The 24,134-nt window shown below is 42.9% G+C and carries 23 protein-coding genes; 6 read left to right on the forward strand and 17 right to left on the reverse strand.

Annotation, left to right across the window (positions count from 1 at the left end):
• Window positions 1–23: 23 nt before the first annotated feature.
• Entirely contained in the window at window positions 24–1,361 is a 1,338-nt protein-coding gene (locus AC0OMA_RS10640) for a sodium-dependent transporter (RefSeq protein WP_015383868.1), read from the reverse strand.
• 218 nt (window positions 1,362–1,579) lie between these two features.
• Here AC0OMA_RS10640 and AC0OMA_RS10645 point away from each other — a divergent pair, with 218 nt between their 5' ends.
• On the forward strand, window positions 1,580–2,545 hold the full coding sequence (locus AC0OMA_RS10645) for a bile acid:sodium symporter family protein (protein WP_063335169.1): 966 nt from the start codon (window positions 1,580–1,582) through the stop codon (window positions 2,543–2,545).
• A gap of 48 nt (window positions 2,546–2,593) precedes the next feature.
• On the opposite strand, the gene odhB is transcribed toward AC0OMA_RS10645, so the two are convergent.
• The 8 genes from odhB to cdaS form a co-directional block, all read right to left on the reverse strand.
• On the reverse strand, window positions 2,594–3,835 hold the full coding sequence (odhB, locus tag AC0OMA_RS10650) for a 2-oxoglutarate dehydrogenase complex dihydrolipoyllysine-residue succinyltransferase (protein WP_474222111.1): 1,242 nt from the start codon (window positions 3,833–3,835) through the stop codon (window positions 2,594–2,596).
• Between the two features lie 15 nt (window positions 3,836–3,850).
• Complete coding sequence (sucA, locus tag AC0OMA_RS10655; RefSeq protein ID WP_015483337.1) at window positions 3,851–6,685, reverse strand: 2-oxoglutarate dehydrogenase E1 component; 2,835 nt, start codon at window positions 6,683–6,685, stop codon at window positions 3,851–3,853.
• 228 nt (window positions 6,686–6,913) lie between these two features.
• Complete coding sequence (locus AC0OMA_RS10660; RefSeq protein ID WP_251217726.1) at window positions 6,914–8,830, reverse strand: nitric oxide reductase activation protein NorD; 1,917 nt, start codon at window positions 8,828–8,830, stop codon at window positions 6,914–6,916.
• Between the two features lie 10 nt (window positions 8,831–8,840).
• The gene (locus AC0OMA_RS10665; RefSeq protein ID WP_080467303.1) at window positions 8,841–9,755 is read right to left on the reverse strand and encodes an AAA family ATPase; all 915 of its coding nucleotides are present in this window, start codon (window positions 9,753–9,755) and stop codon (window positions 8,841–8,843) included.
• Window positions 9,756–9,818: 63 nt separating this feature from the next.
• Entirely contained in the window at window positions 9,819–10,409 is a 591-nt protein-coding gene (locus AC0OMA_RS10670; protein ID WP_015251895.1) for a superoxide dismutase family protein, read from the reverse strand.
• A 92-nt stretch (window positions 10,410–10,501) separates the two neighbouring features.
• A complete protein-coding gene (gene cwlS, locus AC0OMA_RS10675) occupies window positions 10,502–11,746 on the reverse strand; it encodes a D-gamma-glutamyl-meso-diaminopimelic acid endopeptidase CwlS (RefSeq protein ID WP_004399265.1) in 1,245 nt (414 codons plus the stop codon).
• 380 nt (window positions 11,747–12,126) lie between these two features.
• Entirely contained in the window at window positions 12,127–13,344 is a 1,218-nt protein-coding gene (locus AC0OMA_RS10680) for a macrolide family glycosyltransferase (protein ID WP_474222112.1), read from the reverse strand.
• 236 nt (window positions 13,345–13,580) lie between these two features.
• On the reverse strand, window positions 13,581–14,204 hold the full coding sequence (cdaS, locus tag AC0OMA_RS10685) for a cyclic di-AMP synthase CdaS (protein ID WP_080030734.1): 624 nt from the start codon (window positions 14,202–14,204) through the stop codon (window positions 13,581–13,583).
• 265 nt (window positions 14,205–14,469) lie between these two features.
• Between cdaS and AC0OMA_RS10690 the strand changes: the two genes are divergently transcribed.
• Together AC0OMA_RS10690 and rsbRC are read left to right on the forward strand one after the other, a co-directional pair.
• The gene (locus tag AC0OMA_RS10690; RefSeq protein ID WP_047182743.1) at window positions 14,470–15,828 is read left to right on the forward strand and encodes an MATE family efflux transporter; all 1,359 of its coding nucleotides are present in this window, start codon (window positions 14,470–14,472) and stop codon (window positions 15,826–15,828) included.
• A 15-nt stretch (window positions 15,829–15,843) separates the two neighbouring features.
• Window positions 15,844–16,692 (forward strand): RsbT co-antagonist RsbRC, encoded by an 849-nt coding sequence (gene rsbRC, locus AC0OMA_RS10695; protein WP_014480032.1) that lies wholly within the window; start codon window positions 15,844–15,846, stop codon window positions 16,690–16,692.
• Between the two features lie 25 nt (window positions 16,693–16,717).
• Here the strand turns inward: rsbRC and bshB2 are convergent, their stop codons facing one another.
• The 4 genes from bshB2 to rarD all read right to left on the reverse strand — a co-directional run bounded on the left by bshB2 (window position 16,718) and on the right by rarD (window position 18,999).
• Entirely contained in the window at window positions 16,718–17,383 is a 666-nt protein-coding gene (gene bshB2, locus AC0OMA_RS10700) for a bacillithiol biosynthesis deacetylase BshB2 (protein WP_003231215.1), read from the reverse strand.
• A gap of 18 nt (window positions 17,384–17,401) precedes the next feature.
• Window positions 17,402–17,752 carry a YojF family protein gene (locus AC0OMA_RS10705; RefSeq protein ID WP_003231213.1) on the reverse strand — a complete coding sequence of 117 codons (351 nt, stop codon included), beginning with the start codon at window positions 17,750–17,752 and terminating at the stop codon, window positions 17,402–17,404.
• The gene (locus AC0OMA_RS10710; RefSeq protein WP_047182744.1) at window positions 17,749–18,027 is read right to left on the reverse strand and encodes a hypothetical protein; all 279 of its coding nucleotides are present in this window, start codon (window positions 18,025–18,027) and stop codon (window positions 17,749–17,751) included. The genes AC0OMA_RS10705 and AC0OMA_RS10710 overlap by 4 nt, the downstream gene beginning before the upstream one ends.
• A 75-nt stretch (window positions 18,028–18,102) precedes the next feature.
• Complete coding sequence (gene rarD, locus AC0OMA_RS10715; RefSeq protein ID WP_015383877.1) at window positions 18,103–18,999, reverse strand: EamA family transporter RarD; 897 nt, start codon at window positions 18,997–18,999, stop codon at window positions 18,103–18,105.
• Window positions 19,000–19,097: 98 nt separating this feature from the next.
• Between rarD and AC0OMA_RS10720 the strand changes: the two genes are divergently transcribed.
• Window positions 19,098–19,571 carry a spore germination protein GerT gene (locus AC0OMA_RS10720; protein WP_047182746.1) on the forward strand — a complete coding sequence of 158 codons (474 nt, stop codon included), beginning with the start codon at window positions 19,098–19,100 and terminating at the stop codon, window positions 19,569–19,571.
• A 33-nt stretch (window positions 19,572–19,604) separates the two neighbouring features.
• On the opposite strand, the gene AC0OMA_RS10725 is transcribed toward AC0OMA_RS10720, so the two are convergent.
• Both AC0OMA_RS10725 and AC0OMA_RS10730 read right to left on the reverse strand, forming a co-directional pair.
• A complete protein-coding gene (locus AC0OMA_RS10725) occupies window positions 19,605–19,841 on the reverse strand; it encodes a hypothetical protein (protein WP_047182747.1) in 237 nt (78 codons plus the stop codon).
• An 84-nt stretch (window positions 19,842–19,925) separates the two neighbouring features.
• Complete coding sequence (locus AC0OMA_RS10730; RefSeq protein ID WP_322839661.1) at window positions 19,926–21,260, reverse strand: gluconate:H+ symporter; 1,335 nt, start codon at window positions 21,258–21,260, stop codon at window positions 19,926–19,928.
• 365 nt (window positions 21,261–21,625) lie between these two features.
• Here AC0OMA_RS10730 and AC0OMA_RS10735 point away from each other — a divergent pair, with 365 nt between their 5' ends.
• Window positions 21,626–22,015, forward strand: a complete 390-nt coding sequence (locus AC0OMA_RS10735) for a tautomerase family protein (RefSeq protein ID WP_339174730.1) — start codon at window positions 21,626–21,628, stop codon at window positions 22,013–22,015.
• Window positions 22,016–22,411: 396 nt separating this feature from the next.
• Here AC0OMA_RS10735 and yodB read toward each other — a convergent pair whose 3' ends face one another.
• Window positions 22,412–22,750, reverse strand: a complete 339-nt coding sequence (gene yodB / locus AC0OMA_RS10740) for a transcriptional regulator YodB (RefSeq protein WP_015483342.1) — start codon at window positions 22,748–22,750, stop codon at window positions 22,412–22,414.
• A gap of 129 nt (window positions 22,751–22,879) precedes the next feature.
• Here yodB and AC0OMA_RS10745 point away from each other — a divergent pair, with 129 nt between their 5' ends.
• Window positions 22,880–23,488, forward strand: coding sequence for a nitroreductase family protein (locus AC0OMA_RS10745; RefSeq protein ID WP_014477092.1), 609 nt, complete (start codon window positions 22,880–22,882; stop codon window positions 23,486–23,488).
• Window positions 23,489–23,530: 42 nt separating this feature from the next.
• Here AC0OMA_RS10745 and AC0OMA_RS10750 read toward each other — a convergent pair whose 3' ends face one another.
• Entirely contained in the window at window positions 23,531–24,133 is a 603-nt protein-coding gene (locus AC0OMA_RS10750; RefSeq protein WP_063335179.1) for an alpha/beta hydrolase, read from the reverse strand.
• Window position 24,134: the final 1 nt, after the last annotated feature.

A 24,134-nucleotide genomic window follows, 5' to 3' on the forward strand; every position in this document is an offset into this window, starting at 1 on the left:
CCTTTCCCCGGGGGCTTCGTGTTTTAAAAAATCCCTACCACATGCAAAAACACGATGATGATGGCAACAGGAGATAGATATCTAATGAGCAGCAGCCAAACCGCAAACCACTTTCGTTTGAGATTGGAACCGCTTTTCAGCTCGTCAAACAAATCCTGTTTCGGTATTTTTAGCGGAACAAAAATCGAAATCAGTAACGCACCTAACGGCATTAAAATATTGCTCACAAGATAGTCGGCCGCATCAAAAATAGACAGATGAAATATAGTGACGTCACTTAAGACACCGTATGATAATGCAGACGGCACACCGACAATAAAAATAGCAATTCCGCCTAACCAAGCGAATCGTTTTCTCTTATTGACATCGCCTTTCGAAAGTACTGCGACCAAAATTTCCAGCATTGAAAAAGCAGATGTCAATGCAGCAAATAAAAATAGAAGTAAAAATGCTAATAAAAAGATAATTCCGAACGGCATTTGATTAAACACAGTCGGCAGCACGTTAAATAACAGAACCGGGCCTTGGTCTGGTTTGAGGCCGAATGAAAAGACAGCTGGAAAAATCGCAATTCCGGCCATTACAGCAACAAGCATGTTCATAACAGTTACAGATACAGCGGACTGTACCAGATTTTCCTGCTTCTCTAAATAAGCGCTATACGTTACCATGACAGATACACCGACACTTAATAAGAAAAAGGATTGTCCCATTGCATATAAAATGGTATTGGCATTAATTGCAGTTAAATCAGGCATCAGGAAAAATTTGATTCCTTCCATCGCGCCATCAAGTGTAACCGAACGCACCATTAAAATGATGAATAATAGAAAAAGCGCCGGCATTAATACTTGGCTTGCTTTTTCAATTCCGCTGCTTACCCCTTTTGCAACAACTAAAATTGTTACCACCATAAAGAGCAGCTGGCCTCCTACAGCCAAATAAGGATTTGAAATGGTACTTGCAAATATCGTATCAAAACCAGATGTTTGCGATAAACCGCCAGTGAAGCCTTTTATAATATAAATTAAAATCCATCCGCCGACGACACTGTAGAAAGATAGAAGAATAAAGCACGTCACCATGCCTAAATAACCGATCCAATGCCACTTCGTTCCTGGAGCAAGTGTTTTATAGGACTGAACGGCATCTTTCTGTGTTCTTCTGCCTATGATGAATTCACCTAACAATAAAGGCAGTCCGATTAAAACCGTAAATAAAATAAAAATAAGTAAAAATGCGCCTCCTCCGCTGGTTCCGGCAACATATGGGAATTTCCATATCGCACCAAGCCCGATAGCTGATCCTGCCGCAGCTAAAATAAAGCCGAGCTTCGAAGACCATTGATTTGCTTCCTTCACCGTATCACTCCTATTTGATCTAACCATTATAAAGGTTCATTGTAAGAATATCTTCCTATATAGTCAAGAACATTTTGATTAGTTTACATCATATATCTATAGACATCTGCCAAAAACTAATATTGAATTATTCAGAAAATTATTTATAATAAGAGAATGTTATGAAATTTGTAAGAATTTCTGCTGAAGTTCTTGATAAGTGTGTTAGGAGTGTTTTTATGGACATCATTAGAAAAATAAGTCATTTTGCAGGACAAACCTTTGGCATATGGGTCATTGTTTTTGCAGTGCTGGGATTTTCTTTCCCATCTTTATTTACGTGGATCAGTTCTTATATTACGATTTTTCTTGGCATTATCATGTTTGGGATGGGCCTTACACTGCAAGCCGATGATTTCAAAGAGCTGGTCAGAAAGCCTTGGCAAGTTATTATTGGAGTAATAGCTCAGTATACGATCATGCCGCTCGTTGCTTTCGGCCTCGCATTTGGGCTTCATCTTCCAGCTGAAATCGCAGTTGGTGTTATTCTTGTCGGCTGCTGTCCCGGGGGAACTGCATCTAATGTTATGACATTCTTAGCAAAAGGAAATACTGCCCTTTCTGTTGCGGTTACAACAATTTCTACCTTATTGGCACCTGTTGTAACACCGTTGATGATTATGCTGTTTGCCAAAGAATGGCTTCCTGTCTCGCCGGGGTCTTTGTTTATCTCAATCTTACAGGCGGTTTTATTTCCGATCATTGCAGGTCTGATTGTCAAAATGTTTTTCAGAAAACAAGTGGCAAAAGCCGTACATGCCCTTCCGCTTGTTTCTGTCATTGGCATCGTTGCGATTGTCTCAGCTGTCGTCAGCGGCAATCGGGAAAATCTGCTTCAATCGGGGTTGCTCATTTTTTCAGTTGTTATCCTGCATAACGGTATCGGTTATTTACTTGGGTTTCTTTGTGCAAAGCTTTTAAAAATGGATTACCCGTCTCAAAAAGCGATTGCAATCGAAGTCGGCATGCAAAACTCCGGGCTTGGGGCTGCACTTGCCACGGCTCACTTCTCACCGCTATCTGCCGTACCAAGCGCAATATTCAGTGTGTGGCATAACCTTTCAGGTTCTATGCTTGCAACATATTGGTCAAAAAAAGTAAAAAAGAAACAAGCTGGATCCAAAAGCAGCAATCCATCACTTTAAATATGCATCAAAAAAGGTACATCACTTTATCGTGATGTACCCTTTTTATTATCCTTCTAATAAAAGCTGTTCAGGATCTTCCAGTAAATTTTTGATTGTCACGAGGAAACCAACCGCTTCTTTACCGTCTACAATTCGGTGATCATAAGATAAAGCGATATACATCATCGGACGGTTTTCGAAACGCTCTTCATCAATGGCTACAGGACGCAGCTGAATCTTATGCATGCCCAGTATACCGACTTGCGGGCTGTTTAAAATTGGAGTTGACATCAATGAACCGAAAGTCCCTCCGTTTGTAATCGTGAAGGAGCCTCCCTGAAGCTCGCTAAGGGTTAATTTATTGTTTCTTGCTTTTTTCGCAAGCTCGCCGATCTCTTTTTCGATTCCTGCAAATGTCAGGCGATCCGCATCCCGCACAACCGGAACGACAAGACCTTCATCAGCAGCAACAGCGATTCCGATATCGTAGAATTTTTTAACGATCAACTCATCGCCTTGAATTTCTGCATTCAACAGCGGATATTTTTTCAATGCAGCCACGACCGCTTTCGTGAAGAAAGACATAAAGCCGAGCTTCACTTCATTTTGCTCAAAGAATTGATCTTTGCGGCGTTTTCTGAGATTCATGACAGCCGTCATGTCCACTTCATTAAATGTGGTCAGCATCGCTGATGTTTGCTGTACCTCTACAAGGCGTTTTGCAATCGTTTGTCTGCGGCGTGACATTTTTTGCACTTCAACAGGTTTGTCAAAGCTTTGCTGTGCTTTTTGAGCCTGAGGCTGCTGCTTTTGCTGAGGAGCCGGTTTTTCGTACGCTTCGACATCCTGCTTGCGCACTCTTCCAAGCGGATCTCCAGTTGGAACTTGAGACAGGTCAATTCCTTTTTCTCTCGCCAGCTTACGGGCCGACGGAGAAGCAATCGTTCTTGATTTTGCTTCAGATTGTGCTTCCTCGCTCACCTCTTGTGCAGCTGGTTCAGCCTGTTTCTCTTCTTTTATGCTTTCCTTGCTTTCTGCTTTCTCTGTAGGAGCAGGGGCAGAACTTTCACCCGCGCCTTCTGAAATCGTACCGATAATTTCTCCGACCTGGACGGTATCACCCGAATCTTTCAATACCTCTTGAAGTACACCCGATTCTTCTGCTGTCAATTCAACATTCACTTTATCCGTTTCTAGTTCAAGCAGATATTCACCCTGTTCTACATAGTCACCAGGCTGCTTTAACCATTGGGCTATTGTTCCTTCTGAGATTGATTCTGCTAATTCAGGTACCTTAATTTCCGCCATTTTTTCATTTCCCCCTTAGTTTTTGCGAGTCAAGCTATCAGATACAATACGTTCCTGTTCTTTTTTATGAACTGTCGGATCTCCCTCTGCAGGGCTGGATCGTCTTCTGCGTCCAATATATTGAACGCTTACTCCCTCTGGTGCAATCTCTGTCAAATACGGGCTGATATAACCCCAAGCCCCCATGTTCTGCGGCTCTTCCTGCACCCAAACGATTTCTTTCAGGTTCGGAAGTTTTGCAAATAATTCTTTGACTCCTTTTGCCGGGAATGGATACAGCTGTTCGATTCTCGCAATGTGAAGCCACTCTTTACCGTCTTCTAACTTATTAAAATGATCGCTAATGTCTATAGACACTTTACCGCTGGATAATACAAGTCTGGTTACTTTTTCATAGTCATGAGAAAGTCCCGACTGTTCATAAACAGGCTGGAAGCGGCTTTCGCTGAGCTCCTGCACTTCCGACACCGTATTTGGGTTGCGAAGAAGGCTCTTCGGCGTCATAATGACAAGCGGTCTGATTTCTTCACGAAGCAGCATTTTAGCCTGTCTTCTTAAAATATGGAAATACTGTGCCGCGCTTGTCAGGTTGGCAACCGTCCAGTTGTTTTCCGCTGCAAGCTGCAGGAATCGCTCGATTCTTCCGCTTGAGTGCTCAGGCCCCTGTCCCTCGTAACCGTGCGGAAGCAGCATGACTAATCCGGATTTTTGGCCCCATTTCGCGCGTCCGGCAGAAATAAATTGGTCAAAATACACTTGAGCAGCGTTGGCAAAATCGCCGTACTGTGCTTCCCACAAAACAAGCGTTTCCGGTGAATGCACGTTATAGCCGTATTCAAAACCGAGAACCGATCCTTCAGACAGCGGGCTGTTATGAACAGCAAATGATGTGCTGCAGTCAGATAAGTGATGAAGCGGCACAAATTCTTTGCCCGTCTCACTGTCATGAAGCACAAGGTTTCTTTGGGCGAACGTTCCGCGCTCGGAATCCTGTCCTGTTAAACGAATCGGTGTTCCGTCTTTCAAAATTGAAGCAAACGCGAGTGATTCTGCCAAAGACCATTCCACTTTTCTGTCATCATCGAACGCCTTGGCGCGTCTTTCTAAAATGCGCTTTAGCTTGCCGAAAACATTAAATGACTCCGGCCAGTTGATCAATTCGCCATTCAGCTTGCGGAGCACATCAAAATCAATCGAAGTGTCCACATCTGGGAAACCGTTTGATACAGGCTCTGGAAGTTCAATTTCACAAGCAGTGTGTTCCTTTTTAGACGGAACTTTCTGATATGCATCCTCAATGCGCTTCGTTACCGATTTTTCGATGTTTTGAACGACTTCCTCGGTAAGCACGCCTTCTTTTACCAGCTTTTCAGCGAAAATTTGTTTGACGGTCGGATGCTTTCTGACAGCATCATACAGCATTGGCTGAGTGGTTGACGGTTCATCCATTTCGTTGTGCCCATAGCGTCTATACCCGATCAAATCAATCAGAAAATCCTTGTTGAATGTTTTTCGGTATTCGACCGCAAACTTAACAGCTGAGAGACAAGCTTCAGGATCGTCCGCATTCACGTGAACAATCGGAATTTCATAACCCTTGGCCAGGTCACTGGCATATTTTGTCGATCTGGATTCAGCGCTTTCTGTTGTGAATCCGATCATGTTATTGGCGATAATATGAATCGCACCGCCTACTTGATACCCTTTTAAAGAGCTTAAATTCAATGTTTCAGCTACAATTCCTTCCCCAGGGAATGCAGCGTCTCCATGGATTAAAATGGCCAGCGATTTTGTTTCATCTTGTACCGGGTATCCGCTTTGTGTTCGCGTTTCCTGTGCCGCTCTTGTGCTGCCTTCAACAATCGGATTGATAAATTCCAAGTGGCTCGGGTTGTTCGCTAACGTAATGCGCGCTGATTTTGTTTCAGCGTCTTGAAGCTCCCGATTCGCCCCCAAATGGTATTTGACATCCCCTGTCCATCCGTAGCTGATTCCAATTGATCCCTCAGACGGAACAAGATCTTTATTCGGCGCATGCTGGAATTCAGAGAAGATGATTTCATACGGTTTGCCGAGCACATGTGCCAAGACATTCAGGCGTCCCCTGTGCGCCATCCCGATGTTGACACTTGTCGTGCCTGATTTGACAGATTGTGCAATAATGTCATCAAGCACTGGAACAAGAGCGTCCAGACCCTCAATGGAAAAGCGCTTCTGCCCGACGAATGTGCGGTGTAAAAACTGCTCAAAGCCCTCTACTTCTGTCAATCTTTCCAGCACAGCTGACAGCTTTTCAGCTGAGTTCTTCTGGAACAGCTCGCCAGATTCAATCTTTCTTGTCAGCCACTCGCGCTCTTTGAAGTCATGCACATGGTCAAATTCAAAAGAGATGGTTCTTTTATAGGTATTTCGTAAATACTGAATGGCTTCTAAACCGTTCGTAATGTTTTTAGGAGCGTCTTTGCAGATGACTGACGCAGGTATTGCTTTTATTTCCTCTTCTGTTAGCCCGTAATCGGATAATGGAAAAAGTTCGCTCTTTTTCTCATCCTTTCTGAGCGGATTGACGGAAGCGTTCAAATGGCCATAGGTTCGGATATCTTCTGCAAGTCTGACTGCGGATGCGATCTTTTGAATCAGATCGGCTGTAACACGTCCCTTTTCTTTTGTTCCCGAGGCCTCTTTTATATCGCTTGGCGGAGCACCGAGCTCGTCGAACATTTCCTTCAAATCCGGGTCAATGCTGTTCGGATCCTGGGTATACTGATCGTAAAGCTCCAGCGCATAGCCGAGGTTCGGACCGTAAAAATCTTCCCAATTCATTCGTTGTTTCATACTATTTTGAAACATTTGAATATTACCCCCAACTTAAATAATCAAGTGATTGATTCACTATCTTGAAATAACTTTCGAACGCTGTGTCCAAAATTATGTAATAAAAACGCTTCCAACGATATTTTACCACTGTTTGCAATTTGATTCTACCTTGATTGTTCACAAAATAGTAAAAAACCTTTATAAAAAACAAAAAATTTAATCATTCGAAAAAACAAACGCCAAAAAGCATAGGATTAAGGGCTATCCTATGCTTTTATGAAGCAGTTTTTTCAGCAGCGGATACAAAACATCCGGTAGCTGATCAACATCCGGGACAAATATACTGAATTTTCCGTACATATCCTGGATCGTCTTCATTTGCGATTCTTCTATTTCTGAGTTGGAGAGAAAAACATTTATCACTTCTATTCCTCTTTTTCGGGCTTCGATAACCGCCTCACTTGTATCGACGATCCCATTTTGTTCGTAGCCAAATGCGGCCGGCTCTCCATCTGAGAAAACAATTAAGAACTTTTGCGCCTCGCTGCGGTGCAGCATTTTTTTCGTCATCTGCCTAATTGCGTACCCGTCACGGTTATCTTCCTCTGGCTCAAGCTGCATAATCGCCGGTCCAGATTCTTGTCTTAATGATGATTGGAAGGGAATAACCGTATTGAAATAGTTTGGCTGGCTTGTTTCGGTCGCATCATTTGTGTCCTCCCAGAAACCGACAATCTGATGCGGAACCGCTACCGATTTCAACGCTTCGTGAAACAGCACGATTCCTCGTTTTGTTTCGTCCATTTTGTCGAACATGCTGGCGGAACAATCGACCAGCAATGTAAAAACTGCGTCAATTTCTGAAGACGGTTCTTGCTTTTTGTAGAACAGGCGCGGATTTCGCTCAGTGAAGTAACGAAGAAGCTTATTGTTCAGTCTCCCGGCATGAAGGTCTGTTCTCGGCAATGTTTTTTTATGCTCCAGCGTTTTTTGAATCATTTGTTTCAAACGCTTTTGATACGATTCAATCGTTTTTGCCTGCTGTTTATAAGAAAGCTCTTCTTCACTGGTTGCCGGCTGCGGTTCTTTATAAATTGGAAATGCATATTTATTTTCTTTGCCGTCAGCCATACCCGCTCCGTTCGGCTGGTCTTTTTGGGACTCCAGCGCTTCCAGCTTGGAATAGTCTTTCCGTTTCGTTTGTCTGGCTGATCCTTGAACAGAGCCAAGGGCCTGATCTCCATCGTCGCCTTCCCTTGAAGCATCTTTTCCTAAATCTGATTTTGCGCCGTGTTCAATATCAAATTGAAGGAAGCTTTTAGACGGTGCTTCTGTTTCCCGGTGCCATGTCGGCATTTCTTCTTCATGGATATCCTCATCACCGTCTGATTGTTTTGGAAGCGTGACGTCATCACTCAGCTTCGGCGCTTTTTTCTCTTCTTCAAATAACGGCTGTTCTGCAGCTTTTGCGTAGTCAAGCTCAGGCAAAAAGAAGTAGGTGTTCAACATGTCTTTATCGAGCACCTCTTCAAGCCCATCCATGAGGTCCTCAACAATTTTCAGAACCTGCCGTGTCGAATCTGCTTCATACACACGCAAGAGCTGCTGCTCAATAAACGGGCGCATCAGATCGATATCTTCACGCATGGACGGAAGGGTCTCAAGCGGCGATTCCGCTGTGAGCTTGACATAGATCGCGCAAAAGAGCGCATCGGTAAAAATGCTTCGTTCCAAATTTAAGGTCAGCTGAGTTGAGAAATGTTTTCTGTACATGTCTTTTCGCTTCGCGAATACTTGTTTCGTACCCGGGCGCTCACGTTTGATGCATTCTTCGATTCTAATGTCTTCAAGCAGCATAAAGAGCTGCTTGGCAAAACTTTTAAACGTAAGATGGCGATGGATATCATTCAAAAAGTTCGAATACTCATGCAGCGAGCTATATCTTGTTCCGACTGAACGCAGGTAGACGTCGCTTTTCAGACCCGCTTCCATGTCCTCAGCTGCCCTGTCTTTCCAAAAGTGGCTCATATAGATTTTCTTTTCAAATGGATTGTAATAGGACTGAACGCCATACTCCACTTCTACCGCTTCACTCTTGGTGAGTGTTTTGGCCAAATCAGTCAGCATCATAAATAAAAATGAATCAATCGTGCTGTCGTTAAATTTGATAAATTTCATCGCAGCCCCCTCATTCAAACAGAGTTTCTGCAATATTTCGGACGGCCGCTTTTTCCCGATCATCATCAAGCTTTTCTACAATTCCCCGCTCAATGGCACGACGCGGCGGAATATAAGCAGCTAAATCACATGTATCGATTAAAGCTCTGATGGATGCCGCTTCTTCAGACACCTGTCCGTTATTGGCCTGAACGATCAAGTCAGAGGAAAGCGTGATAAATCTGTCAATCAATTTCTCGTCTTTCAAGGCTGACTGAGACATGAGCACTTGTTTCAGCAGCTCGCCTTTAATATAAGGCACATCAATGATGACAAAACGGTTTTTCAACGCTTCATTCAGAGGAACAGTTCCGACATAGCCTTCATTGATGGCTGCAATGACTCCGAAACCGCTTTTAGCCCGTATGACCTCGCCTGTAAACGGATTTGTCATCATTTTTCTGTAATCTAATACACCGTTTAAAATAGGCAGTGTTTCCGGCTTCGCCATATTGATTTCATCTATATAAAGAAAATGGCCTTCCTTCATTGCCTTTGTAACAGGCCCTGAAACAAACTCGATTGTCGCCTGGCCAGATTGATTTTCAATCGTTTTATAGCCGACCAATGCCTCAGCGTCCAAGTCGACTGAACAGTTGACGCTGTGCATCGGTTTATGAAAATAGCTGGACAATGTTTCTGCCAGCTTTGTTTTTCCTGAACCTGTAGGCCCTTTCAGCAGGACATTTTTCCCCATGACTAATGCAATAATGGCGTCAAATAAAATGGCTTCATCCTCCGCCTCATAGCCTGATGTTCCTATAAGCGATTGAAACTCTGGGGAAATAGGCTGCTCTTTATATGATAAAAGCTTTTGTTGTATATCTTCCGGCAATGTTAAGTGCTGTAGTTGAGTTGTCATAGACAGATTCCCTTTCCTATTCATATTCCATTAACGAGTATACTAAAAAAGCCCCTGTATGCTCAATACAAAAGGGCTTGGATGATATTACTGCTTCTCGTTATTTCCCAAAAGGGCTCCGCAGACGATACGCGCACCGGAATTGCCGCTTGGGTTTGTCAGATAATCGTCCGCTTGTTCATGAATAATAAATGCACTTCCGTCCTCGTCGAGAATATTTAGTTTACTTCCTTTTTTCAGTGAAGTGTCAGGCGCATTCATAATGACATCTACCTTTCCATCAGCACCGACTTCAAGGTTCGGCAGATCTCCGGCATGATGCCCCATCGGATTGTTGAAGCCGTGTTCTTTGTTCAGTGGATTAAAGGGACCGCCCGCTGATTCAAAATCCGGCCTGACACAAGAACCTTTCTCATAAATATGAAAACCGAGAGAAGCACCTGGACGAAGGCTGTTTGCGGAAATATGAATATCGAGGCCTTCATCATCTGATTCTTTGATCTCTATAAAACCGACTGCTTTCCCTTCACGATTGACCAGCTGGACATGATGACCAAACGCTGACGTTTCAACCACTTTTTTTTCCGGCACCCGGTTAGGAGGGTCTGGAGGTTTTTTTTGTCCGCATCCGGCAACTCCCAGTGCCGTCAGCATCATCAACAGCAAGAGACGGTACATACTGTCTCCCCCTTGTTTTTTCTAACAGTGTGGTCAATCATGGTCTGGTATAAACAAAAAAGCCTATAAAAGGCTTTTTGTCATACTCATTTTTAAAAATAACTTCTTGCGCCCAAGTATCGCTGTTTCCAATACGAATTGCTGAGATTGGAAATGTCGACGCCCGATGAGCTTGCATGAATAAAATCACCGCCGCCTAGATAAATCCCCATGTGAGACGGGCCGGATTTATATGTGGTAAAGAAGACAAAGTCTCCTACTGACGGCTGGCTGACTTTCTGCATGACATTCCAATATCCTGCCGTACTCAATCTTGATATAGATGATACATTATTAATGAGGTAATAAATGAAGCCGCTGCAATCAAAACCGGCAGGCGTGTTTCCGCCCCATCGGTAAGGCACTCCGACATATTTTTTCGCTTCCGTTATCATTCTGTCAATCTTCGAACCTATTTGAATGTTTGACCCTGAGTTATCTTTTGGCTTTGTTGGCTTTGTCGGATTTGAAGGATTAGATTTTGATGCTCCCGAAATAGTCAGAACCTGCCCGATTTGCAGCACATCCGATGATAAATTGTTTTTATCACGGATGCTTTGGACAGTGACTCCGAGCCGATTTGCAATTTTCCACAGCGAATCGCCTGCTTTTACCTTGTACGTCGTTGTTTTTGAGGGATTGGAGTTTGACGGCTTTTTGGAACCGCTGTTTCCGTTCTTAGGTGAACTGCTTCCTTTTATTTTGAGCACTTGTTTAGGATAAAGTGTATCTGATGTTAAGCCATTTAAGGTTTTTAATTCAGCTACAGTCATATTTAAGCTGTTTGCGATTTTCCACAGTGAGTCACCAAGCTTAACCGTATATGTACTTTTTGAAGAACCTGAAGAATTGGAACCGCTGTTTTTCTTTGATCCATTTGATCCGCTTGAACTGCTTGTCCCTTTGATCTTAAGCTTTTGCCCCGGACGAATCAGGTCACTGCTCAGGCTGTTTAAGCTTTTAAGCTCAGAAACACTCATTTTATGATTTTTAGCAATCATCCATAGGGAATCACCATATGCAACTGTGTATGTTGATGTTTTGCTTGAGTTAGATGGGGATGTCGTGCTTTTTTTGCTGCTTTCAGGAACCTTAAGGCTTTGTCCGACATAAAGCACTGTTGATTTCAATTTGTTTTCGGATTTCAGAGCTGATATTGTCGTATCATACTGGCGGGAAAGTTTCCAAAGAGAGTCACCGCTTTTTACTTTTATCGTTTTTGCTTCCGCGGGTGCTGCGGCCATCGACGACCCAACAACTGCAGAAACAGCCAAGCCGGCTACAATCTTCTTTTTCATTCATTCAACCTCCTAAACTGTTTTTTTTGCAAAAACAGCTAGTATTTTGTTTCCAAAAATGGCACACAACTGTTTTATCGTCAATTTTTCAGCAAGTTAAACCCTTTTCAGACATTTGGCAGCATTTTCAGCATCATTCGACCTTTTAACCTTTAAATAAACACCTCACATTTTACATAAGGAGGATATGTTTTTCGAAAGTCTAAGGAACTATTTAAGCGAGGGTAAAAATGATGGTTTTCTATTGATGAACGAAGCAGTTTCTCCTCCTTTCTTGTCTATTTTTCTAATCAATTCTCTATCGGCGTGTCAAATCCCTTCCTCTGCATTCTTATGAAATGGCAAAAAGCCTGTTCTTTCGATAAGAACAGGCTTTTACACTATGCATTTGCTGATTGAGTTTTTTGTTTTACAGCTTTAAGAATACTATCGGCCGCTTTTTTAGAGCCGCCTGCCGCTTTCAGTGATTGTCCAATTTCTTTTGCCTTTTCAGCATACGAACGATTATTCATTACTTCTTGTATCGTCTCTTTCAGAAGGCTTTCAGATAATTCTTCTTTTTTTAACACTTTTCCTGCACCGACTTTTTCCACCTGATCTGCGACAACAAATTGGTCGCCTCCCATCGGAATGACAACGAGCGGGGTTTCAAAATACAAACCTTCACTTGTACTGTTCATTCCGCCATGGGTCACAAATAAGCTGGCTCTTTTCAATATCTCAAGCTGAGGGACATACGGGCGTACAATGAAATTCTCCGGAATGTCGTTTAACTCACTTGTTTTAATATGCTTGCCGATGGAGAGCACAACTTTACCGTCAAAGTCCTTACACACTTCAAGGCATTGATTAAAAAACTGCTTTTGATTATTAAAAATGGTTCCCATTGAAATAAACAGCACGTTTTCATTGTCAATCTGATCAAATGGGAAATCATTGTTTCCGGCTCTTTCTGTAATGGAAGGACCGACAAATACATATCGCTCGCCAAATTGCTCAGCCAGTGGCTGAAATCCCCTTGATGTAAAGACGATTGTCAAGTCACCATCAGCTAAAAAAACATCAAATGGCTTCTTGATCTCTGCTTGAAAATCAGCATTTAACGTTTCTGCAAGCTGCTGGTATGATTCATAATGAGGCGAATCTTCAAGTGATCCTTTCATGTACGCTCCCATCATTTCCTTCGCAAATTCCTCATTCATCGCAAAGGTTGTACACAATGAAAATCTTGGCAGCTTCAGCATGTTGGCAATGACTTTACCCGCGAGAAGATGGTGATCATATATGACGTAATCATACGATTCATGTTTGACTTCCTCATAAATATGAGTCGCGATATCCTTACAGGCTTTCAAAAAAGCGCAGAGCATTTCTGTGAAATCTCTTTCTTCATCGCCGGTTGCGTTTTTCCCGAAGTAATCTCCCCTGAAATCATGATACTCACGAAACTCTATATCAAGAGCTGTGATTTTTTCTTTATATTCCTTCACTGCGTAGTACGTAATGTTTTCTCCCCGGGATTTCAGCTCCTTCATCACACCGATAGAGGGATTAATATGCCCTTCACCGGGGAAACCGATCATTAATACATTAGCCATGCGGCAGCCACCCTTCCTTTGAAAATTTATGTAATATTCTATACGGTACTATAAATACATAAACAGGTAAAGTATTTCACTTAATTAATATTCATCACATATAACTTTTCTACCAGTTTATATTTCCTGTCTTCAAGACAAAAAGCATTCAGCTTGAAGCGAATGCTTTAATAAAGATGCGAATTCAGTCATTTTGTCTCATGATAGGATTCTTAATCAGGCCCTTTTTATTATTTTTACGTTCTTGGTGAAATTAACGGATATAATACACCGTCTTTGGCAAACGACATCTTCCCTGTTTCCTCTGAAACCACGAGCACCAGTGCATCCGTATATCCCGACATACCAAGAGCCGCCCGGTGCCGGGTTCCCAGATGGATATCCACTTCCTTCGTCGTCAAAGGGAGCACATTGGCTGCTGACACAAGTTTATTTTCCCTCACCAACAAAGCGCCGTCATGAAGAGGGTTTCCGGGAAAAAAGATGCTTTCAATTAATGAAGAGCTGATCTCGGCGTGTAGGGAGGTGCCTTTTTGAATAAAATGTTCAACCGGGTCTGCTCTTTCAATCACAATTAAAGCTCCATGCTTATGTTCCGATAAGGCTTTAATCGCCTTGGCCAGCTCAATAAATGCCGGCGTAAATTCCTCAATGTATGATTGCAAATAAAAGGAGGATGCAATCCCCTGCATGTCCTGAAAAACGTGCCCCAAATCATCTAATTCACAAAGAAGGCACTGGTCTTTTTCGTGAAGCGTTTTCAAGATTAGAGATGCATCACCTAATATTTGCTCTAAGTACACCTGTATTTTCCCCTTGAACGCATTTTCTGATATCTGCTCATAGCGCATAGCCTTCATCTCCTGTTCAAATTTCCAACTTTTCACGAATGCTTATCTTATTGATGCACATTCTATTGGTAAAGGAGGGATGTAAAGAATGGAAATCGAAAGAATCATTCAGTATATTTGCACCTTTTTAGGCGTGATTTCGCTTTCTTTTATTTATGCCCAAATGTTTAGAAAAACGAAACCGACAAAAAAAGAATAGGCCCGGCGTTCATTGCTTTTTATACATAAAATGTTATAATTTCTCTCGTTATGAAAAAGAAACGGAGATCAATGTATGAAAGAAACTCAAAACGCCCGGGAAAAAATCAAACAGCTCTTGCACATTTTAATACCGATATTCATTACCCAAGCGGGGCTTTCTCTAATGACTTTTCTAGATACGGTGATGTCAGGGAAAGTCAGCCCCGCTGATTTAGCGGGTGTCGCGATTGGCTCAAGCCTTTGGACCCCTGTTTACACAGGACTGGCAGGTATATTAATGGCGGTCACCCCGATTGTCGCTCAGTTATTAGGCGCCGAGAAAAAACAGAAGATCCCCTTTACTGTTTTACAGGCTGTATACGTGGCCGCGCTACTTAGCATCGCCGTTTTAGTTATTGGATATGCTGCAGTTGACCTTATTCTTGGCCGATTGAACCTTGATATTCACGTGCATCAGATTGCTAAACACTTTTTAGGCTTTTTATCACTGGGAATTTTCCCTTTATTTGTTTACACCGTGTTGAGATCATTCATCGACTCATTAGGAAAAACGAAAGTCACCATGATGATTACACTCAGTTCTCTTCCGATCAATTTTGTATTGAATTATGTATTTATCTTCGGGAAGTTCGGAATGCCGGCACTTGGGGGTGTCGGCGCGGGGCTGGCATCCGCGTTAACTTATTGGTGTATCTGCATCATCAGTTTTTTCATTATTCATAAAAACGCACCGTTTTCTGAATACGGGATTTTCCTTACCATGTATAAGTTCTCTTGGAAAGCATGCAAAAATTTGCTCAAAATCGGGCTGCCTATTGGGTTCGCCGTGTTTTTTGAAACGAGCATTTTCGCAGCTGTCACGCTTCTCATGAGCCATTTTCATACAGTGACCATCGCGTCCCACCAGGCAGCCATGAATTTTGCGTCTCTTTTATATATGCTGCCGCTCAGCGTATCCATGGCTTTAACAATTGTTGTCGGGTTTGAAGCTGGTGCAGCCCGTTTTAAGGATGCACGCTCATATAGCTTAATCGGCATCATGATGGCGATCGGCTTTTCTTTGTTCACTGCCGCCTGTATCCTTTTATTCAGAGAGCAAATTGCGGGCATGTACACCTCTGACCCCGATGTGCTCCGGCTGACACAGCACTTTTTAATTTATGCGCTATTTTTTCAGCTTTCCGATGCTGTTGCCGCACCGATCCAGGGAGCACTCAGAGGGTACAAAGATGTGAACTATACGCTTGCGGCCGCTTTTGTCTCTTACTGGGTCATTGGCCTTCCGGTCGGTTATATGGTCGGTACGTTTACAAGCCTCGGTGCATTCGGCTATTGGATTGGATTAATAGCGGGACTCGCCGCCGGAGCAGTTGGGCTGTTTTTCAGGCTGGCAAAACTGCAAAAACGTTATTCGCAAAAACAACACATTTAAAAGAGGTGATCAATCATGGCAAAAAACAAAAAATTATTCGAGTATCTTTCCCAGCATGCGGAAACCATCAGTTCAACATGGTATGAAACAATCGAGGAGACTGATCCCAATTCCATTTATGCCTCAACAGACCCTGTTGTCATTCACAATTTAAAGAGCCAGAATCTTGCCTTTAACTATAAAATAAACCGTATTTTTATAGATGATGAGGACGTATACTTGCCTATACTGAAAGAATGGGCCTTTGAAGTCACACAGGATCAAGAGCATTTAAAAACTCCTATCCACTATATTATTCGGGAGTTTGTCAGAGTGAGAGATTTATATGTTTCCTATGTGAAAGAATTTGTCCATCTCAATCAGGATACTGTGAAAAGCGAAGAAGCCGAAGACCTGTATCACGCCCTTATAAAAGCGTTTGATCTTGTGATTCATATTTTTATAGAAGAAATGTACAAAAACACAAGCCTTCAGCTTCAGGCCCAAAAAGATATGATTACTGAATTGAGCGCTCCGGTCATCGTGCTGTTTCACAGCGTCGGACTGCTGCCTTTAATCGGAGATATTGATACAGTCCGCGCCAAGCTGATTATGGAAAACACACTGCATCAATGTGCGAAAAAAAAGGTGACACAACTGTATATTGATTTGTCAGGAGTAGCTGTGATTGATACGATGGTTGCCCATCAGCTGTTCAGTCTGATTGAGGCGCTTCGTTTAATCGGTGTTTCTTCAACTTTGTCTGGAATCCGTCCGGAAATCGCGCAAACAGCGGTTCAGCTAGGTTTGTCTTTCGAAGGTATTTCCTTGAGATCCACTCTCGCTTCAGCAATTGCATCGGACTTAAAATTAAAAAAGGTATAAGGCTTAAGGCCTTACACCTTTTTGATTAATCATTCCATTGATACGTCCAATATATTTCTTCTTCAAACCATGTTGCCATAACAGGTTCATTATTTTTCAATTTCTCTTCAAGCTCTCTGAGCATGCCTTCTGTTTGTGTGCGGTGAGCTCTTAACGCATTCATTTTAATATCAGCTACTTCTTTGATATCAAGTACGACATCAGCTTCGCCGAGAACCTCTTCTCTGTTGCGGGTAATGGCCATGCAGATTGTACGCGGACGGTCTTCTTTCTTTTTGCGATATAATGCACGGATAACCGCTTCCCCGCATGCATCATGGTCAGGGTGCACACCGTGTCCGGGATAAAATGTGACAATTAAACTTGGTTTTACATCATCTATGATCTCTTCCATGATATCAGCTAAATACTCATCGTCTTCAAATTCGAGCGTTTTGTCACGGAGTCCAAGCATACGAAGGTCATTGATATCCATTTCTTTGCAAGCGTTGATGAGCTCTTGTTTTCTTAGCAGCGGCAACGTTTCACGATTAGCGAAAAATGGATCGCCCATATTTCTGCCCATTTCACCTAAAGTGGCGCAGGCATACGTAACGGGAATGTCTTTTTTTCTGTTTAAGGCAATTAGACCTGCCACTCCATATGATTCATCATCAGGGTGAGGCAGGATTACTAGTACATGTTCTTTCATTATTATTCACCCTTTTCTTTAAACTGTGAACGGTTTTTCGCTGATTTGCAGAGAAATAGCCAGTTTACCGCCCGGCAGATGTCCCGCCATTAATAAACGGTTTTCTTCATCTACCGTGTATTCAGTCAAGCCTTCAGCATAAATCCAGCCTTCTTCTGTTTTCAAGCCAACGCGGTAAGGCCCGTTACCTTTGATTTTTGCCTGATGATAAGTGACTTTTGCATTGCGGATATACGCAACAACTGTCATGTTCTTTTCATTTAAATGCGCTGAATAAGAACCTGTGGTGGTTTCTAAATGGATATATACAGGGCGGTCCGCATATCGTTCTAAAGATGCTTGCACATCTTCTTTTATGATCGCTTTCATGATTGCTCCCCTCTTTCTTCTTTTAAATACTCTGCACGTTCTGTATGTAATTTGACCAGCTGATATTTCACAGCCGGTTCGAGCTGTGAATTCACAATGCGCTGAATCGCGGCAAAATATTTTTCCAGCATCGGTTTTCGGAGTCTTGGATGTGTTCGTCTATCCAAGAGCTCAAGATCAATCGCCTCTGCTACCGCTTCTGCGTCATCATGTGCGAGAGATCGGTTATTCCAAAGTGAAGCATAGGCTTTCACTATCTCTTTATCATTGTCCATCGTCTTGCTCCTTTATGTCTTACATACATGAAATGATTATACATAATATATGCATCAGCTGAAAAGCCAAAGGCCTCAATGGCTTTTTGACGCCCGTTTCCACTTCACTTGTGAAAACGTAAACAAGAGCAGCGCAGCCCATATACAGCTGAATGTAAAAGCCTTCGAGCTTGAAAATGGCTCATGGTAAACAAACAGCCCGATCAGCAGGGTAATGGTCGGCGCAATATATTGTAAGATACCGACTTGATACAGCGGCAGCCGTTTCGCTCCTTCCGCAAACAATAAGAGCGGCAAAGCCGTAAACACACCGGCCAAAAAGAGAAGCAGCCACGTCCCTCCGCTTTCTGCACCCGCTGGCTGAACATGTCCGCTGAACAGCAAATACCCCAATGCAATGGGCATAATCATGAATGTTTCCAGCGTTAAGCCGATGGCGCTCGGCAGGCTTGTTCTTTTTTTGCTTAACCCGTATAGCCCAAAACTGAATGCCAGCAGAAGCGCAACATAAGGAATGGAGCCGTATTGGAACGCCGAGATGATGACACCGGCTGCCGCAATCGAAACGGCCACTAATTGCAGGCGATTCAGTTTTTCCTTTAAAAATAAAATCCCAAGGAGCACTGATACAAGCGGATTAATGTAATAGCCAAGACTAGCCTCAAGCAAAAAGCCATGGTTGACAGCCCATATGTATACAAACCAGTTGATCGAAATCAGGATAGAGGCAAGAAATAAAGAGAGGATCCCTCCGTTCTTTTTCAGAGAGCGCAGCTCCTGCCATCCTATTTTCCATTGCCGCAAGAAAAAAAGTACGATACACATAAAAACAAAAGACCATATAATACGATGAGCCAAAATATCAAGAGCCGGCAGCTGTTCGAGAAGCTTCCAATAGAGCGGAAACAGGCCCCACATGATAAAGGAAACGGCTGTGTAAATAACGCCTTTTTTTGTTTCTGAATATTGCATTTATATCCCTGCCTTTCTTTAGAGCATCTTATATTATATCACGTGAAAGATCTGGCGGGCATATACTATTTTGTCCGTGAAGAAAGGATGTGAAGACAATGTTTGAGTGGAACAAGTACTTTCCTTTCCACAATCAATTTTCTAAAGAAGCATTAAAAAAAGCTGATCCGAAAGAAGTTGAAACGTATGTCAATCGTGTGATGGAAAGTGTGTTCGGCAGTGATTATGCGGCTCAATTTCCTTTCCGCGATCCTCTCCCTCAAAAAGAACAGCCCGCCAAACCTGATGCAAAACCTGATGTCAAACCTGATATAGATATATTCGAAACAGCAGAACATGTGTTTGTAAAGGTGCCAATCAGCGAAGAATGGCTGGAACAAGTGAGAATCAAACACACATCTCACGAATTATGGTTGGAAAACTTCCCAAGAGCAGATCATCCGAAAAAAGTAAACCTTCCTTGTTTAGTCAAACGCAAAGGAACAAAAGCCGTCTATAAGGATGGCCTTCTGGAAGTCATGTTTCAAAAGCAGCAAGACTACAATATGTCCGAGGTAGAAATCATCCGATAAAAAACGGCCTGCAATCGATGCAGGCCGTTTTTATTAATAGAAGCCGGGATATCCCCCGTATGGCACGCCGGCACCAAAACCGTACGGTCCGCCTCCGTATCCGAAAGGGCCAGGAGGATAGGCATAGGGACGAGAATAGTTAAACAGCGCACTCCCGAGAAAACCGCCTAATAAACCGCCGACTAGAGGAGCGCCAAACAAAAAAGGACTACGCGCCGGATATCCGGCTGGACCTGGGATTCCGCGATAATACGAATGATGAGGGTACATGATTTTTTCCTCCTTTATGTCTGCCTATACGTAAAGTATTCAGCAAGGAAGAAAAACGATTGGGCTACGGACTGTCTATGATTGTTACGTCACAAGCCCTGCCAATAACACACAGCCGAGCCCTGTAACCGAAAGAACTGTTGTAAGCAGCGTCCAGGTTTGAAATGTTTCTTTCATGCTCAAGCCGAAAAATTCCTTTACCATCCAAAATCCTGCATCATTTACATGACACGCAATGACACTGCCGGCTCCTGTTGCAAGCACCATTAACGCGGGGTTTACACTGCCAGCCTCCATAAGCGGAGCTGCCATTCCCGCGGTGGTAAGCGCAGCCACGGTAGCAGAGCCTAGACACAGACGCAGAACCGCGGCGATGGTCCATGCAACGAATAGCGGCGACATGTTTGTTTGACGGAAAAAATCAGCGACATAATCGCCGACCCCGCCGTCAATCAGCACCTGTTTAAACGCTCCTCCCCCTCCTATGATGAGCAGCATCATCGCAATTTGCGAAATTGATTCTGAAATAGATCTGCTAATTTCCTGCATAGATATTTTACGGGCATATCCCATCGTATAGAGTGCAAGCAACAGCGAAATGAGCATTGCCGTTCCCGGAGTGCCGATAAATTCTATAATGTCTTTTCCTTTTGAATGTTCACTCAATAATAAAGAAAAAACTGTTGCCATTGCCATAAAGATAACCGGGAATAAAGACGTGACAGCACTGATCGCAAAGCCCGGTGTTTCATCCAGCTGAAATTCTTTCCTCGGTCCTAACCCCGATAAGTTTCCATGCTTTTGATATGCACCAGGAAACCGTTTCATCGCAAATTTATTAAATAAAGGCCCGGCAATCACAGTTGTCGGAACAGCGATGATGATTCCAAAAAGCAGCACCTGGCCAATATGGGCACCGTATGCAACTGAGATAGCAGTTGGAGCAGGATGCGGGGGCAAAAATCCGTGAGTAACATTTAAGGCGGCGGCCATCGGGATTCCCAGATACAGAAAAGGCATTTTTAATTCTTTAGCAATCGCGTAAACAATCGGTATCAACAGAACAAGACCCACTTCAAAAAACAGCGCAATACCGATGATAAAAGAGGCAACCACAACCGCCGCCTGTATTCGTTCCTTCCCGAATTTATCAATCAGCGTAATGGCAATCCGGTAGCCGCCCCCAGCATCTGAGACAAGCCTCCCGAGCATCGCGCCAAGTCCAAACACTAAAGCTAAATGCCCCAGCTGCCCGCCAATTCCAGTCTCAATTGAAAGAACAATTTTATTGATATCCATTCCAAGTCCGATGGCTACTAAAAATGAAACGACAATCAGTGAGACAAAGGTATTTAATTTTACTTTAATAATGAGAAATAACAGAATCAGCACTCCGACAGCTACAATTAAAATCGGCATGGTACCCCTCCAAAAGTGTTTTATATGATTCTCGCGACAATGTTTTGGCGCTTTTTATGCCTAGATGAACAGAAAACGCTTTCATTAATAACTAAAAAACGTCTTGGTTATATGATTGTTATCTTTTGATCAACTAATAAGTTCATACTAATCTCCTAATCAATGACTGTCAATCGTTTTTATGAGCTTGTCTCGATTATCTACCGCCTAACCCAATGATTCACTAGTTATATGTTGATTAACTTTTGGTTATATGTTATGTTTTTTAAAGTTGACTGCCAATCATTATATTTATCCATTGTCAGGAAGCAAATGAGACAATATGAGAACAGACGGATAACAACTTCACAAGAGGAGGAGTACACATGCCATTATTACGTTTTGATGTAATTGAGGGCCGTGATGAAAAATCGCTGCAATTGTTATTAGATACTGCTCACCAAGCGATGGTTGAAGCGTTTGGTGTTCCGGAAAGAGACCGTTATCAAATTGTCCATCAGCATCCCGCAAACGAGCTTATAATCCAAGATACGGGATTAGGGTTTCAGAGAACCAAGGACCTGGTCATCATTAGCATGACAAGCAAAGCAAGAACCAAAAGCCAAAAGGAAAAATTGTATGCTCTGCTTGCTGAAAGGCTAGAAGAAAAATGCGGAATTTCCCCTGAAGACCTCATGGTATCTATTACTGAGAATGGTGACGCAGACTGGAGTTTCGGTCTCGGTGAGGCGCAATTTTTGAATGGAAAACTATAAGATTTCGTCTCCCCATAAAAAAGAAGAGAGAGCTCCAAAGAAGCTCTCTCTTCTTTTCATAAATGCGGAAGTCATCAGTATAGAAGCATCCAGCAATACGAAAAACCTGGATCTCCTTTTAGATCCGGTTTAAATGCCAATTGGAAGATGAATGGGTTTTGGCGTAAAATAAGATTTGCGTAACAAGATAAATCATTATCCTCATTTACAACAGGTTGGATGCTATAACACTTATTGATCATTTCCTATTTTATATATCCCCTTCATATGCACATGACACTTTTGCCAATCCGGAAATGTCAGTCTGTCAAATATAAAAAGTCATGTAAACGGGTGTGAACCGTACTTACATGACTCACCATGGAAACAAAGGCTCTTTTTCAGGTGCCGCTTTCCTTATTTCTCTTCTTCACACACTGTGTCACCAGGCTCGCAAAATTGATCGGCCCATGCCTGCATCTCTTGAAATACAGCTTGAAGCGCTGTTCCTTTTTCAGTTAGCGTGTAGATGACTTTGACCGGCGTTTCAGGGAGAACCTGCCGTTCGATAATCTCGTTTTGTTCAAGCTCCTTCAAGCGCTCTGCCAACATTTTTTGGCTGATCATCGGTATTGTTTCCGTTATCTCTTTAAACCGTTTCGGCCCATCCATTAGCACATGGATGATCAGACCGTTCCATCGTTTTCCCAGCAATGAAAATGCGGATTCCATTTTAGGGCACATCGTATTTCCCACAAGTCTTCATCCCTTCATCTATTGATTGACATGTATTCAATGATCCATTACAATAATCTTTCAAGTTACATTTAGTAAGCTTCTAACTTTTCTATTATCATACCACGTTTATCCGAAGGAGGAAACACTATGACGAATACTCTGGATGTTTTAAAAGCACGTGCATCTGTAAAGGAATATGATACAAATGCCCCGATCTCTAAGGAGGAGCTGACTGAGCTATTAGACCTTGCCGCTAAAGCGCCTTCCGCTTGGAACCTTCAGCATTGGCATTTTACAGTATTCCACAGCGATGAATCAAAGGCGGAGCTTCTTCCTGTAGCGTATAATCAAAAACAAATCGTTGAGTCTTCTGCTGTTGTTGCCATTTTAGGCGATTTAAAGGCAAATGAAAACGGTGAAGAAGTTTATGCTGAATTAGCAAGCCAAGGCTATATTACGGATGAAATCAAACAAACATTGCTCGGCCAAATCAACGGTGCTTACCAAAGCGAGCAATTCGCACGTGATTCCGCTTTCTTAAATGCTTCTTTAGCTGCTATGCAGCTTATGATTGCCGCAAAAGCAAAAGGTTATGACACTTGCGCAATCGGCGGATTTAACAAAGAGCAGTTCCAAAAGCAATTTGATATCAGTGAGCGCTATGTTCCGGTTATGCTAATTTCAATCGGCAAAGCAGTGAAGCCTGCGCATCAAAGCAACCGTCTGCCGCTTTCAAAAGTATCAACTTGGCTGTAAGGATATGAAAAACCTTAGTCCGAAATCCGGACTAAGGTTTTTTTATACAATCGCCTCTTTGTACCATTCACGAGCCTGTTCAGCTTCATGCTGAGTCAGCTGATGGCCCCCGTCCTGCCAGAAAACGGAGGCTGATGCCCCGCTGTCACGTAAATAGCGGTAAAGCTCTTCTGATTCTTCCTTCGTACAAAGAGGATCGTATTTCCCGGCACCGATAAAAACAGGGAGCCCTGCCATATCAGGCAGCTCGATACCCCGAATCGGAACCATTGGATGATGCAGAATAGCCCCTTTTAACACATCTTTATAATGAAAAAGCAGGCTTGCCGCAATGTTTGCGCCGTTTGAATAACCGACTGCAATCACTCGGTCGCGATTAAACTGATGCGTTTCTGCAGCCTCGTCGATAAAATCTTTCAATTCTCTTGTCCGCACCACAAGATCCTTTTCATCAAAAACTCCTTCACTCAGACGTTTGAAAAATCGCGGCATTCCATTTTCAAGCACCGATCCTCTGACACCAAGCAAATGAGCATCAGGGTCTATAAACCGCCCCAATGAAAGCAGATCGTGTTCATTACCGCCCGTGCCATGCAACAGCAAAAGTACGTTGTCAGATGTTCCTTTTTCATAAATATGCTTCATT

The organism is Bacillus sp. AMCV2, assembly GCF_056033925.1.